This window comes from Streptomyces virginiae (genome assembly GCF_041432505.1).
GTDB classification, from domain to species: Bacteria; Actinomycetota; Actinomycetes; order Streptomycetales; family Streptomycetaceae; genus Streptomyces; species Streptomyces virginiae_A.
On the sequence record NZ_CP107871.1, the window covers coordinates 579,189 to 593,137 of the forward strand.

Here is a 13,949-nt window from a genome sequence, read left to right on the forward strand (position 1 = left end):
TCGACAGGAGGCAGGTCCTATGCGGGGCGGAACGATCGCGGTGGTCGGCGGGAGCATCGCGGGCTGCGCCGTCGCCACGGCGGCGGCGCGGGCGGGCGCCGGTGAGGTGGTCGTACTGGAGCGCACGAGCGGGCGGTTGCAGGACCGCGGCGTCGGCCTGTGCATCCACGACGAGCGGGCCGCCGAGCTCGGCGCGAGCGGCGCGCTGCCCGCGGGGATCGCGGCGCACCGGCTGGAGCGGCGCCGTTGGGTGGTCCGCGACGATGCCCACGCGGCGGGCGGCCGGGTGACCTGGGAGCAGCCCTTCCCCTTCCACTCCTACCACTGGGGGCTGCTCTGGCAGGGCCTTCGGGAGTCCGTTCCGGACTCGGTGGTCTACCGGCAGGGGGCGGTGGTGACCGGGGTCGCCGAGTGCGGGGCCACGGGCGTCGGGGGCGGGGCCACGGGCGTCGAGGTGCGGCTCGCGGGTGGGTCCGTCGAGCGGTACGACCTGGTGGTCGGAGCCGACGGGTACCGGTCGGTGGTGCGGGCGGCGCTCTGCCCGGACTCCCGGCCGCGGTACGCCGGTTACGTGTGCTGGCGCGGCAACCTCGACGCGGCGCGGCTCGCCGGGCTCGGCAGCCTCGCGGACTCGGCCCCCGAGACGGTGACCACGGTCTGCTTCCCGGGCGGTTCCTGCGTCATCTACCGGATTCCGGGCCCGGACGGTCCGCGGCTGAACTGGGTGCTCTACGCCGCGCCTCCGCGGGACGGGCAGCTGCGCCGGGGCGATCCGACGAGTTTCCCGCCGGGCGGCCTGACCCCCGAGCTCGCGGGACATCTGGCGGCGTTGCTCGATCGCGAGTTCCCGCCGTACTGGGGGCGGGCGCTCGCGCTGACCGACCCGGCGGACACCTTCGTCCAGCCGATCTACGACGTGGAGACCGCGCGCGTCGCCGCCGGCCGGCTGCTGCTCGCGGGGGACGCGGCGAGTGTCGTACGGCCGCACAACACGAGCGGCGCCGCCAAGGCACTCCAGGACGCCACCGCCCTCTCCGACGGCTGGCGGCGCGGCGCGTCCTTCGAGGAACTGCTGCGCGGCTACGAGGAGACCCGCGGCGCCGCCGGACGGGAACTGGTCGCTCTGGCCCGCCGGCTGGGCCGTGCCCAGGTCGAGCGGACCCCGGCCTGGGCGGGCATGGACGGCGACGCGATGGCGTCCTGGTGGCGGGGCCAGCTGGGCGAGGCCTCCGGTATCGGGGGCCGGGCCATGACCCCGTAGGCCTGGGGGTGTCCTGTCGGTCAGGGCGGACTCCGATCGGCAGGACACCCCCAGGCCCCGGAGTCCTACCGGCCCTTGGTGGTGTTGCTGGTGATCGTGCCGTCCGTGCCGGACACGGTGACCGCGTGCCGGACCCCGTCGGAGCCGATGACCACGGCCAGCCAGGCGCTGCCGCCGCCCTCCTGCGCGACCGCGCGCAGACCCGCCACCTTCCCGCCCGGCACGGCCGCGGCGGCCTTCTCGGCCGCCTCGCCGATGGCGAGGGAGGGGATGGGCGCGGGCGCCGGGGCCTCCTTGGCGAAGCCGCCGCGTCCGTCGGCGCCGCCGGGGCGGCCCGGCTCTCCGGGCATCTTGGGGCCATCGGGGCGGCCGGGACCGGCCTCCCCCCGTTCGTGCCGGGGTTCGGCGGCGTGCGGGCCGCCTCGGAGGCCGCCCTCGGCGCCCGGTCCGGCCCAGGCCAGGTGCGGACCCCGCTCGACGCGCATGTGGTGGTCGTGGTGTCCGGCCACGGCCACCGCCGCCGCTCCGCCGACGACCACCACCGCGACGGCGCCGGCCGCCACCCAGCGGGCGCGCTTGCCACCGGGGACGAGGCGGCCCAGAGCTGCGGACTTTCGGGAGCCGGCCTCGGGGGCGGTCGCCGGGGTGGTCACGGCGGCGGTCTCGGCGGCGGTCCGGGCGCCGGTCTCGGGCTGCTCGGACGGCGGGACGGAATCAGACATACAGGCACTCCTCAGGACAACCGGGCGCGGTGCGGCGCGGCTCGTTCCCGAGCATGCTGACCGGAACCTGAAGCCCCGCTGAAGCCACCTGAAGACCTCTTCAGCCGACCGCGGAGCGGTCCTGAGATCCTGTCCGACATGCGCGTACTGGTGGTGGAGGACGAACGGCGGCTCGCCGTGGCCCTGCAGCGAGGGCTGCAGTCGGAGGGGTTCTCGGTGGATGTGGCCCACGACGGGACCCAGGGCCTGTGGATGGCCACGGAGCACGACTACGACCTCATCGTGCTCGACATCATGCTGCCCGGGCTGAACGGATACCGGGTGTGCGCGAAACTGCGCGCGGCCGGCAACGAGTCGGGGATCCTGATGCTCACGGCCAAGGACGGCGAGTACGACGAGGCGGAGGCGCTCGACACCGGCGCCGACGATTTCCTGTCCAAGCCGTTCTCCTATCTGGTGCTGGTCGCCCGGCTGCGCGCGCTCGGCCGGCGTACGGGCCGCCGGCGGCCCCAGGTGATGCGGTTCGGCGATCTGCTGCTCGACCCCGCCCGGCACTCGTGTTCCCGCGGTGGCACGGAGATACGGCTGACGGCGCGGGAGTTCGCGGTCCTGGAGTACCTGGCCCGGCGCTCCGGCGAGGTGGTGCCCAAGCGGGACATCCTGGAACAGGTGTGGGACAGCGCCTTCGACGGCGATCCCAACGTGGTCGAGGTCCACGTCAGCGCCCTCCGGCGCAAGATCGACGCGCCGTTCGGCCGTGCCGCGGTGGAGACCGTGCGCGGAGCCGGGTACCGACTGGCGGCCGACGGTGGCTGAGGCCGTGGCCGAACACCCCGGCCCGCGCGAGCGTCGGCGCGACCGCGTGCGCACCGCCCTGCGCGCGGTCCCGGGCGCGCTCCTGCGCCGGTGGCCGGTGCTGCGGCGGCTGTGGCCCACCACCGTACGGGCGCGGGCCACCGTGGGCGCGAGCGTGGTGGTGGCCGCGGCGCTGGCGCTCGCCTCGTTCGCCCTGCTCGGGCTGCTGGAGGCGAACCTGCTCCGCAACGCGGAGAACGACGCCCGCCGCCAGGCCGAGACGGTCGCGCAGCTCGCCGCCACCGGGAAGCTGGGCCGCGTACGGCCGCCGGGCCGCGGCATCGACTTCGTCCAGGTGGTGGGCGCCGACGGGCGCGTCCTGTTCTCCAGCCCGAACCTGGCCGGTGTGCCCGCCTTCCCGCCGACCGGTCCCGGCGCGCCGGGAACCCGGTTCCACACGTGGCGGGTCCGTCCGGTGGACGGTGAGTACCGGCAGCGGGTCGTCCAGGTCGTCACGCAGACTCCGGACGGCATGGCCACCGTCTACGCCGGCGCCTCCCTGCGGGACGCGGACGCGGCCGACGACACGACCACCGCCGCTCTCGTCATCGGCATGCCCCTGCTGCTGGCCACCGTCGCCCTCGTGACCTGGCGGGTCACCGGGCATGCCCTGCGGCCGGTGGAGGCGATCCGGGCGGAGGTCGCCGAGATCTCCGACCGCGGCCTGCACCGTCGGGTGCCGGTGCCCGCGACCCACGACGAGGTCGCCCGGCTGGCCGAGACCATGAACGCCACCCTGGACCGGCTGGAGGCCTCGGGGATCCGCCAGCAGCAGTTCATCGCCGACGCCTCCCACGAACTGCGCAGCCCCATCACGGTCCTGCGCACCCAGCTGGAGGTGGCCCTGGCCGTCCAGGACCCGGAGCTGTGGCCCGAACTGATCTCCGGGGCCCTGGAGGACATCGAACGGCTCCAGCACCTGACGGCCGACCTGCTGCTGCTCGCCCGGATCGACGCGGCCCAGCCGGTGGTCGCCGCCCCGCTGGACCTGACCGGCCTCGTGCGCGAGGTGGTGGAGGGCCGACTCGGCGACCGGGTCCCCGTACGGCTGCGGCTGCAACCCGAGGTCGAGGTCACCGCCGGCGCGCTGTGGCTGGGCCGTATCGTCACGAACCTCGTCGACAACGCGCAGCGCTACGCCGACAGGCGCGTGGACGTCACCCTGCGCACCACGAACGGCGCACGGTCGGGTACCGCGGTGTTGGAGGTGGTCGACGACGGGCCCGGCATCCCGGTGGCCGACCGGGAGCGCGTCTTCGAACGCTTCACGCGCCTGGACGACTCGCGCAGTCGCGACCACGGCGGAGCCGGCCTGGGCCTGGCCATAGCCCGCGATCTGAGCACCCACCACGGCGGCACCCTGACGGCCGAGGGCGGTGCGGGCGGCGCCGGGGGTGCGCGGCTGGTGCTGCGGCTGCCGACGGCCGGCCGGACCTGACGGCGCCGCGGGGCGTCGACGGCCTTCCTCGTGCGGGAACGTCAGCGGGCGGTGTCGCTCCGGCCCGTGGCTGCCGTGGGTGTGGTGGCCCCGGAAAACCGGGTGCCGCGGCCGGACATGATCCCTAGACTCGGCGTGCGCGCTGCCGACGGGGCATCGCGCGCCTCATGCCGAGTGAAGAGAAGGGGAGCCGCGCCATGTGCACATTCCGCACCGCCGCCTTCGCTCCCCCGACCCGGTACGACGTGATCCCGGTGTCTCGGAGCGCGCGGTGCCGGCTGCGCGGCCGTCACCGTATGCCCGTGACCCACTTCTAGGGTTCCGTCCGTCCCCTCCCGCCTTCCGCACGCCCGTGAGCGTATCGGCGCGTCAGCGCGTGAGCCCGTACGTCCTTCTGCCCGGAGTCCTTCCGGTCCGGACGGCGACGCGGCTCCGCCCCGCGCTGCCCACCGCCGGCTGCCGGCAGGGCCGGGGACCAGGACCAAGGACCGGAGCGGGCTCCGGGAATCGCGCCGCCCTCTTCCTCAGCACACTCGAAAGGCCTCGGGCCATGCGCGCCAACAGGCAGACCCTCCCCACCTCTTCCCCCACCGCCGTCCGCAACCTGGGCATCCTCGCCCACGTCGACGCCGGCAAGACCACCCTCACCGAACGGATCCTGTTCGCGACCGGTGCCATCCACAAGCGGGGCGAGGTCCATCACGGCACCACCGTCACCGACTACGACGCCCAGGAACGCGATCGCGGCATCACCATCTTCGCCGCGGCCGTGAGCTGCGCCTGGGGCGGCCATCGCGTCAACCTGATCGACACCCCGGGGCACGTCGACTTCTCCGACGAGGTCGAGCGATCCCTGCGGGTGCTGGACGGGGCCGTCGCGGTGTTCGACGCCGTCGCCGGGGTCGAGCCGCAGAGCGAGACGGTGTGGCGACAGGCCGACCGGCACGGTGTGCCGCGGATCGCGTTCGTCAACAAGCTCGACCGGGCGGGCGCCGACCTCGACACCGCCGTCGCGTCGATCCGCCGGCGCCTGGGCGTCGTACCCCTGGTGGTTCAGCTGCCCATCGGCGCGGAGGACTCGTTCTCCGGCGTCGTCGACCTGCCGGCGATGCGCGCGCTGCACTGGCGGGCCGACGGCGACGGCTACCAGGTGGGCCCGGTCCCGGAGCCCCTGCGGGAGGAAGCGGCCCGGCGCCGCCGGCTCCTGGAGGAGACGGTGGCCGAGCTGCACGCCGATGCCCTGGAGGAGTTCTGCTCGGCCTCGGCCCTGACGGAGCGCACCCTGGTGCGCGCCCTGCGGGAGCTGACGCTGCGGGGGGACGGTGTCGTGGTGCTGTGCGGATCGGCGTACCGCAACCGTGGGATCGAGCCGCTGCTGGACGCGGTCCTCGCCTATCTGCCGTCGCCCGCCGACATGCCTCCGGTACGGGGGCTGGTGGGTGACGGTGTGGAGGCGGAGCGCGCCCCCGACCCGGCGGAGCCGTTCACGGCGCTCGCCTTCAAGGTGACGGCGACGGCGACCGGACGGCTCACCTACCTACGGGTCTACGCGGGCACCCTGCGCAAGGGCGCGACCGTGGTGGACGCGGCGACGGGCCGCACGGAGCGGGTCGGCCGGATCCTGCGGGTCCAGGCCGACCGGCACGAGGAACGGGAGGAGGCGGTGGCCGGTGACATCGTCGCGGTGATCGGGCTGAAGACCGCCCGGGCGGGCACGACCCTGTGCGCGCCCGGCGCGGCGCTGGTCCTGGAACCGCCGTCGGTGGCCGAACCGGTGGTGTCGGTCGCCGTCGAGGCCCGTCGGAGCACCGACACGGGCCGGCTCTCGGCGGCGCTGGCCCGGCTCGCCGAGGAGGACCCGTCGCTGGTGGTGCGGTCCGACGCGGAGAGCGGCCAGACCGTGCTGTCGGGGATGGGCGAGCTGCACCTGGAGGTGGCGGTGGAGAAGATCCGCAGCGGCCACGGGGTGGAGGTCGTCGTCGGCCGGCCGCAGGTCTCCTACCGGGAGACCGTCGTGCGCGGGGTCGGCGGCCTCGTCCACCGGCATGTCAAACAGGACGGTGGCGCGGGACAGTTCGCGCACGTCGTCCTCGACGTCGAGCCGCTGGAGGAGCCGTGCTTCGAGTTCCGGTCGACGGTCGTCGGCGGACGCGTACCGCAGGAGTACGCGCGCGCCGTGGAGGCCGGCTGCCTGGACGCGCTCGCCGAGGGTCCGCTCGGCGGGTTCCCGGTGACGGGGCTGCGGGTCACCCTCACCGACGGGGCGACCCACTCCAAGGACTCCTCGGAGATGGCGTTCCGCGCGGCGGGGCGGTTCGGGCTGCGCGAGGCCCTGCGGCTGAGCACGATGGAGTTCCTGGAACCGCTCGTCGAGGTCACGGTGACGGTTCCGCAGGACGGTGTCGGTGGCGTTCTGGGTGATCTCGCCGCCCGCCGCGGCCGGGTCTCCGCTTCCACCACCGAGGCGGGGACCGCGGTGATCACGGCGGCCGTGCCGCTGGCCGAGCTCTTCGGCTACGCGTCCCGGCTGCGCGGCCGGACGCAGGGCCGGGGCACCTTCACCACCCGGCCGGCCGGTCTCGCACCGGTTCCGGCCTCGGTCGCGGCGGCCCTGCCGGCCCGGTGACCGCAGGGTGAACGCCCGCCCCGCCCCCGTCCGTCGGGGGCGGGGCGGGCGCGCCCCTGCCACTAAGCTGCGGGGTTCGGCGGTACTCGTAGACAGACAAGGTGAACATGTTCGAGCCGGTGCAGGAAAATCCCTACCCCGACAGCCACGTCCTCGGTGAGGGCCCCGAGCCGCACCCGCTGCTGCGGCCCGTCCTGCACCTGCTGGGACGTTGGCACGGCCGGGGGCAGGGCGAGTACCCGACCCTCGAGAAGGACTTCCGCTACGAGCAGGAGATCACCTTCAGCCACGACGGCCGCCCCTTCCTGCGCTACGAGGCACGCGCCTGGCTCATCGACGCGTCCGGGGCGCCGGTGCGGCCGGCGGGTCGTGAGGCCGGGTGGTGGCGCGTGACTCCCGACGCCGGCCTGGAGGTCGTGCTGGCCCATCCCACCGGCATCGTGGAGACGTACGTCGGTCGCGTCTCGGGTACGGAGGTCGAGATCGAGACCAAGGACGTGGCGCTGACCCCGCTGGCCAAGGAGGTCACCGGCACGCGGCGGCACTACACGGTCGAGAACGGCGCGATGACGGTGGTCCACGACATGGCCGCCGTGGGACAGCCCCTGCAGCACCATCTCACCACGCACCTGCGACAGCGCCCCGCCTAGGGCCTGTCTTTCGGATCATGCCGGGCCCGCGACGCCTGGCACCGCACCTCGCCGCGTTCTCGTCGGTCGTCGATGCTCCGCATGGACTCCCTCCTCGGCCTTGCGCTGCACGGCACCAGACGCCGCGGGCTGATCCGCCCTGATCCGAAAGACAGGCCCTAGGCCGTCCCGTCCGGATCGGTCCCGGGCGGGGCTGTGGGAGATCACCCGGGTGCCCCGGCACGGCTGCGGGTGCCGCGGCCCGCGCCGACGCATAGTCGGGGGCAGGCCGGAGTCGACGGCCCTGAGCGTGGGGAGTGACCGTGGTGGATGTGGAACGACGCCGCGCGCTGGCGGGCCTGCTGTGCGCGGGGGCGGCGGGGCTCGGCGGGTTCGCGCCCTCCTCCCCCGTCGCGGCCGCGCCCGCGCCCGCGTCGGCGCGCACCGCCCGGGCCACCGTCGCCGCGGGTCCTCGCCCGCCCGCTTCGCTGCTGGGCGACGAGATCCGCCGACTGCCCACCTCCCGCAAGGTGCTGGCCCTCACCTTCAACGCCGCCTGGGACGTCGCCGGGATCGACACGGTGCTGGCCGAGCTGCGCCGGCGAAAGCTGCCCGCCACCTTCTTCCCGACCGGTGAGTTCGCCGAGGCCCGGCCCGCGGCGGTGCGTTCCATCGCCGACGCGGGGCACGGCCTCGGCAACCACTCGTACAGCCACCCCTACTTCGACGACCTGAGCACGGCCGAGCGGGCGGACGAGGTACGCGCCGCCGACGAGGCCATCCGAGCGGCTGCCGGGACCGAGCCCCTGCCGTTCTTCCGTTTCCCCTACAGCTCCACCACCCCGGACGCCATCGCCGACGTCAACGACCTGGGTTACGCGGCGATCGAGTTCAGCGCCGACACGAACGGCTACCTCGGCCCGCAGGGCGGCATGACCGTGGACAAGGCCGTCGAACGGGCCGTCGATGCCTTCGCCCCCGGGGCGATCATCCAGATGCACGTCGGCAGCAACGGCGCGGACGTCGTCCTCGACGCCGAAGCCCTTCCCCTGATCGTCGACGCCGCCGTGGCCGACGGCTACGAGGTCATCGACCTGCGCCAGTTCCTCGTGGCCGCCCCGGGGACCCGATGACAGCACGCCCATGAGGCGGGCGGCCGCCTTCGGCCGCCGGCCCGTGCGCGCCCCGACCGCCGACCAGGCGGCCCGGAGTTCGACGCGGCCGTGCTGGAGACGAAGCACCAGGACTTCGTCGAGGCCGCCGGCGAGGTGCTCCGCACGTCACCCGTCCTGGGAACCCCCGCCATGGCGATCGACGGCGCCTTGATCACGTCGGACCGCCCAGAGCTCTTCACGGATCGCAGCCGCCTCCACCGGCACCTCAGGAAGGCCGCCGGCGCCACGGCGTAGGCATGGCCGCTGCGACGGAAGAGGTAGCTCCGGCTCCCCAACTCTTCTACCGGCGACGTCCGTTGCACGGTCGGTTATCGTCCGACTCGGCACTGACGGATCGGAACACGGGGATGTGACGGGTGAGCGAGAAGGAAGTTCTGGCGCAGCGCTTCGAGGAGCACCGCTCGCACCTGCGGGCGGTGGCCTACCGCATGCTGGGCTCGCTCAGCGAGGCGGAGGACGCCGTACAGGAGGCCTGGCTCAAGCTGAACCGCTCCGACGCGGCCGCGGTGGAGAACCTGGGCGGCTGGCTGACCACCGTGGTCGGGCGGGTGTGTCTGGACATGCTGCGCTCGCGCGGCACGCGGCGCGAGGATCCGCTGCACGACCAGGACGGGCTGGTCCGCATCCCCGACCCGATCGTCAGCCGGGCGGACGGGCTCGATCCCGAGCAGGAGATCCTGCTGGCCGACTCGGTCGGCATCGCTCTGATGGTCGTCCTGGACACCCTCGCCCCCGCGGAGCGCCTGTCGTTCGTCCTGCACGACCTGTTCGCCGTGCCCTTCGACGAGATCGCCCCGGTGCTCGGGCGTTCCGCCGCCACGACCCGGCAGCTCGCGAGCCGGGCCCGCCGCCGCGTGCAGGGCGCGGCGCCCGCTCCGGACCCCGACCGGTCCCGCCTGCGGGCGATCGTCGACGCCTTCCTCGCCGCCTCGCGCGGCGGGGACTTCGACGCCCTCGTCGCGGTCCTCGACCCGGATGTGGTGGCCCGCTCCGACGGTGGCACGCTGCGCCCCACGCTGCTGCGGCGCGGCGCGGCCGAGGTCGCCTCCCAGGCGATCACCTTCGCCCGGTTCGCGGAGGCCGCGCACGCGGCGCTGGTCAACGGGGTTCCCGGGGTGGTCGCGATGGCGGAGGGCCGGGCGTTGTCGGTCATGGCGTTCACCATCCGGGACGGCCGGATCACCGCACTCGACATCCTCACCGACCCCGAGCGCCTGGCTCGGCTCGACCTGAGCGTCGTCGAGAGCGGTTGAACCACCGGCAGGCACGCCGTACGGGGCCGGGGCCCGACCGGCCCCGCGCCCCCTTGGAGTGACCTGCCTCACACCCTGTCACATCTCGCGATCGCACGGTGTCTTGATGTCGAACCGCTCGAAACGAAGGAACGAGGGAGCGAGACACCATGACTCAGCACACGGATGTGGTCGTGATCGGCGGAGGATACGCGGGCGTGATGGCGGCCAACCGCCTGACGCAGCGGGACGGCGTGACGGTGACCCTGATCAACCCGCGGGCGACCTTCGTCGAGCGGATCCGGCTGCACCAGCTGGCCGCCGGTACCGATGACGCGGTCGTCGAGTTCCGGGAGGTCCTCGCCGAGGGCGTCCACCTGGTCGTGGACACCGTGACGCGGATCGACGCCGCCGAGCGCAGCGTGACGTTGGGGACCGGCACCCCGGTCGGCTACGACTACCTGGTCTACGCGGTGGGCAGCGGCAGCGCCGACCTCCTCGTGCCCGGGGCCGCCGAGTTCGCCTACCCGATCACCACCCTGGAGGAGACCCAGCGGCTGCGGCCGGTCCTCGACGCGGCCGCCCCCACGGCGGCGGTGACGGTGGTCGGGGCGGGTCCGACGGGCATCGAGACCGCCGCCGAGCTCGCGGAACAGGGCCGACGCGTGACCTTGGTCTGCGGTGGCGTGCTCGGCCCCTACCTGCACGCCCGGGGCCGCCGCTCGGTCGCGGGCCGGATGGCCGAGCTCGGGGTGACCGTGCTCGACGGTCCGGGGACGAAGGTGACGGCGGTGACCCGTGACGCGGTGCGGCTCGGTGACGGCCGGGAGGTGGCGAGCGAGGTGACCGTCTGGACCGCCGGCTTCGGCGTGCCGGACCTGGCCGCGCGCAGCGGGTTGAGCACGGACGCCGTGGGTCGCCTGCTCACGGACGAGACGCTGACGAGCGTGGACGACGACCGCGTCGTCGCGGCGGGCGACTCGGCGGCGCCGTCGGACCTGCCGCTGCGGATGAGCTGCCAGGCCGCGATGCCGCTGGGTGCGCGGGCCGCCGACACGGTGCTCAGCCGGATCGACGGCGAGCGGCCCTCGACCCTCAACCAGGTGTTCGCGGGGCAGTGCATCAGCCTGGGCCGACGGGCGGGCATCTTCCAGTTCGCGCACAAGAACGACGTGGCGCTGTGGTTCCACATCGCAGGCCGCCCGGGGGCGAAGCTCAAGGAGCTCGTGTGCAAGGGCACCGTCAAGCACCTGACGGACGAGGCGGGCAAGCCCGGTTCGTACGGCCTGCACCGCGTCTCGGGAGGGGACCAACGCGGAAAGCGACTGCGGGCCGAGGGCGGCGAGGCGGCGGCCACCGCCGACCGGTCGGCCTGACCGCGCCCACCACCTCATGGCCGGCGGCGAGAACGCCCTCGCACCGCCCCGGACATGGCGGCGGAAGCCGACCCTTCTCGCGGCAAAGACCCCACCGACCCCGCGGTGGGGTGGGGCCGACCGCCCGCGCGGCCGGCCCGATGGGGACCTTTCGGTCGAACTCGCGGACCCCGAACCGCCTTCGGCGTCGCTCCGGCACGTTCCGGCGCGCTCCGCGACCACCGCACCTCACAGGTCGTGACCGAGGGAATTCAGCAGGTAGCAATTAGGTGAATTCCTGACTGAATTCCCGTCAACAAGCCTCCGGTTCATATCTCGATTTGATAACAACCCGCCAGGGAAGGACTGGACCATTAGGGTGCGACGCGCGTAACTCGGCTTTCGCTGCTGCAAGTTGATTGTTCGTCAAATCTTGCCGACAGGTAACGGAATGATTTCTCGGGGCGCGCCCCCGTTTGTCCGAATTCTCCTCGGCTTTCGTCTGGCAGGCTTCCGCGCACCCAGTCTTCCGACAACGATTTGAGGTGCCCATGACAGGACGTCGCAGACGGCCTGCCGCCGCCGCCGACCACCGCCGCAAACCGCGGCGGTTGATACTCGTCACCGCCGCCACCGCAGCGGCGGGGCTGATAGCCGCAGGCATCGCCTACTCAGGGATCGGCGACGGTGCCCAGGCCGCGGCGCCCGTGGTGGAGGCCGCCGCCGAGGCGCCGGCCGCCGCACCGGCCCGTGACCAGGAGCCGGAGCCGATCGCCGCCGCGCCCGCGAACGAGACCGCGAGCGGCATGATCTACGACGGCCTCCAGGCCGCGCCGAAGGGCGACCGGTGCGTGGGTGTCTACCGCACCGACACCGGGCTGTGCACCCACGGCCCCGACGCCCCGCCCAAGGGCGTCGACATCACGAAGGACATCCCGCCCGCGGTCAAGGAGACGGCTCCGGCAGCCGATCCGGCCCGCCCCGCGGCCGATGACCCGGCCAGCAAGGAAGGCGGCGGGCGTCCTCAGGACGCGCCCGCGGCCGACGCGTCGACGGCCACCAAGGCCTCCGCACCCGAACCCGCGGCCGCGGCCGGCAACCAGAACGTCGCCGCCGGCCCCGCCGGCCAGACCGTCCAGTGCGACGGTGACGGCAGCACCGGCAACCGCGTGCAGGTCGTCTACGTCCACGCCCCCGGCAAGGACCGCTACTCCGAGTACGTCGCCTCGTTCCGCAAGTGGGCGGCCGACGCCGACCTCATCTACTCGACGAGCGCCAAGGAGACCGGCGGGGTACGTCACATCCGCTATGTGACGGCCGCCGACTGCACTCCCACCGTGCTCAACATCGAGCTCCCGACCTCGGCGCTGGCCGAGTTCAGCGCGACGAACAACGCGCTCGCCGGCAAGGGCCTCGACCGTCGCGACCGCAAGTACATGATCTTCGCCGACACCCAGGTCTACTGCGGCATCGGTACCTTCGCGGGCGACGAGCGGCCCGGCCAGGCCAACCAGAGCAACTTCGGTCCCTCCTACGGGCGCACCGACTCCGGCTGCTGGGGCGGTCACACCGCCGCGCACGAACTCGGCCACAACCTGGGCGCGGTCAACAACAGCGCCCCGAACACCAGCCGTGGCGCGCACTGCACGGACGAGTACGACGTCATGTGCTACTCGGACACCCCGTACTACCCGCAGATGCGCAACATCTGCACCAACCAGGCGGCCGAGAACATCCTCGACTGCAACCACGACGACTACTTCCACACCAGTCCCAAGCCCGGTAGCTACCTGGCCACGCACTGGAACATCGCGGACAACCAGTTCCTGATGAAGAACAAGGGCGGCGGTGGCGGCACGGACCCCGGTCCGAACCCGTCCCCGACGCCGACCAAGAAGCCCTCGCCGACGCCGACCAAGAAGCCCACCGGCGGCCCGACCGTGACGGCGGCCCAGATCCAGTCCGACTCCGTCGTCGTGAGCTGGCCCAAGGTCGACGGCGCCTCCTGGTACGCGGTGCAGCTCAACGGCAAGCACCTGACCTGGGTCCAGTCCCAGGTGCTGCGCATCTACAACCTGCAGCCCGACACGGCGTACAAGGTGACCGTCTCGGTCCGCGACAGCGCCGGCCGTGACAGCGGACCCGGCAAGGCCGCGTCCTTCCGTACGACGGGCGCGGGCGGCGGCGCGACCACCCCGGGCACCCGCTACGTGCTCGGCAACGGCAGCACCGGCATGGCCGCCGAGGTGTGGGGCGGCCGCACCGCCGACGGCACGGTCCTCGTGGGTGGCCGCACCAACGGCTACGCCCAGCAGCAGTGGTACTTCGACGACGCGGGCAACGGCCAGGTGCGCATCAAGTCCGCGGCCTCCGGCAAGTGCCTCCAGCCGGGCGGAACCCCCGCCGCGGGCATGTGGGTCTCCCAGCAGCCCTGCGCGGGCGGCAACAAGGCCCAGGCCTGGAAGCTGACCTCGCGCGGTGGAGCGGTGACCGTCACGGACGCGAGCGGCGGCTTCGCCCTCACCGTCAGCAACCGCCCTTACTACGGGTACTGGCTGCTCGACCTCCAGCGTGCGGACGGCCGCGCGACGCAGGCCTGGACCCTGCAGAAGTCCGGCTGATCACTGCCACGGCGCAGCATTTCCTGACGCCCTGA

11 protein-coding genes are annotated in these 13,949 nt (G+C 73.5%); 10 read left to right on the top strand and 1 reads right to left on the bottom strand.

Annotated features, from left to right (window positions below; genetic code table 11):
• Positions 1-19 precede the first annotated feature (19 nt).
• Entirely contained in the window at positions 20-1,261 is a 1,242-nt protein-coding gene (locus tag OG624_RS02685; protein ID WP_371638994.1) for an FAD-dependent monooxygenase, read from the top strand.
• 65 nt (positions 1,262-1,326) lie between these two features.
• Here OG624_RS02685 and OG624_RS02690 read toward each other — a convergent pair whose 3' ends face one another.
• On the bottom strand, positions 1,327-1,983 hold the full coding sequence (locus OG624_RS02690; RefSeq protein WP_266355795.1) for a hypothetical protein: 657 nt from the start codon (positions 1,981-1,983) through the stop codon (positions 1,327-1,329).
• A 138-nt stretch (positions 1,984-2,121) separates the two neighbouring features.
• Here OG624_RS02690 and OG624_RS02695 point away from each other — a divergent pair, with 138 nt between their 5' ends.
• The 9 genes from OG624_RS02695 to OG624_RS02735 all read left to right on the top strand — a co-directional run bounded on the left by OG624_RS02695 (position 2,122) and on the right by OG624_RS02735 (position 13,914).
• Entirely contained in the window at positions 2,122-2,799 is a 678-nt protein-coding gene (locus tag OG624_RS02695; RefSeq protein WP_033225201.1) for a response regulator transcription factor, read from the top strand.
• Positions 2,800-2,899: 100 nt separating this feature from the next.
• Complete coding sequence (locus tag OG624_RS02700) at positions 2,900-4,276, top strand: sensor histidine kinase (protein ID WP_033225396.1); 1,377 nt, start codon at positions 2,900-2,902, stop codon at positions 4,274-4,276.
• Between the two features lie 550 nt (positions 4,277-4,826).
• Complete coding sequence (gene fusA / locus OG624_RS02705; protein ID WP_371638995.1) at positions 4,827-6,902, top strand: elongation factor G; 2,076 nt, start codon at positions 4,827-4,829, stop codon at positions 6,900-6,902.
• Between the two features lie 107 nt (positions 6,903-7,009).
• Positions 7,010-7,552, top strand: coding sequence for an FABP family protein (locus OG624_RS02710; RefSeq protein ID WP_371640822.1), 543 nt, complete (start codon positions 7,010-7,012; stop codon positions 7,550-7,552).
• Between the two features lie 302 nt (positions 7,553-7,854).
• The gene (locus OG624_RS02715; protein ID WP_078909642.1) at positions 7,855-8,664 is read left to right on the top strand and encodes a polysaccharide deacetylase family protein; all 810 of its coding nucleotides are present in this window, start codon (positions 7,855-7,857) and stop codon (positions 8,662-8,664) included.
• Between the two features lie 90 nt (positions 8,665-8,754).
• Positions 8,755-8,940, top strand: a complete 186-nt coding sequence (locus tag OG624_RS02720; protein ID WP_371638996.1) for a hypothetical protein — start codon at positions 8,755-8,757, stop codon at positions 8,938-8,940.
• 122 nt (positions 8,941-9,062) lie between these two features.
• Positions 9,063-9,959 carry a sigma-70 family RNA polymerase sigma factor gene (locus OG624_RS02725; protein ID WP_033225196.1) on the top strand — a complete coding sequence of 299 codons (897 nt, stop codon included), beginning with the start codon at positions 9,063-9,065 and terminating at the stop codon, positions 9,957-9,959.
• Positions 9,960-10,108: 149 nt separating this feature from the next.
• The gene (locus OG624_RS02730; RefSeq protein ID WP_371638997.1) at positions 10,109-11,314 is read left to right on the top strand and encodes an NAD(P)/FAD-dependent oxidoreductase; all 1,206 of its coding nucleotides are present in this window, start codon (positions 10,109-10,111) and stop codon (positions 11,312-11,314) included.
• Between the two features lie 530 nt (positions 11,315-11,844).
• Positions 11,845-13,914 (top strand): RICIN domain-containing protein, encoded by a 2,070-nt coding sequence (locus OG624_RS02735; RefSeq protein ID WP_371638998.1) that lies wholly within the window; start codon positions 11,845-11,847, stop codon positions 13,912-13,914.
• The last annotated feature ends 35 nt before the right edge of the window (positions 13,915-13,949 follow it).

Coding starts and splice junctions, on each gene's coding strand:
- OG624_RS02735 (WP_371638998.1), top strand. CDS start 11,845: ATGACAGGACGTCGCAGACGGCCTGCCGCCGCCGCCGACCACCGCCGC.
- OG624_RS02690 (WP_266355795.1), bottom strand. CDS start 1,983: ATGTCTGATTCCGTCCCGCCGTCCGAGCAGCCCGAGACCGGCGCCCGG.
- OG624_RS02685 (WP_371638994.1), top strand. CDS start 20: ATGCGGGGCGGAACGATCGCGGTGGTCGGCGGGAGCATCGCGGGCTGC.
- OG624_RS02730 (WP_371638997.1), top strand. CDS start 10,109: ATGACTCAGCACACGGATGTGGTCGTGATCGGCGGAGGATACGCGGGC.
- fusA (WP_371638995.1), top strand. CDS start 4,827: ATGCGCGCCAACAGGCAGACCCTCCCCACCTCTTCCCCCACCGCCGTC.
- OG624_RS02695 (WP_033225201.1), top strand. CDS start 2,122: ATGCGCGTACTGGTGGTGGAGGACGAACGGCGGCTCGCCGTGGCCCTG.
- OG624_RS02710 (WP_371640822.1), top strand. CDS start 7,010: ATGTTCGAGCCGGTGCAGGAAAATCCCTACCCCGACAGCCACGTCCTC.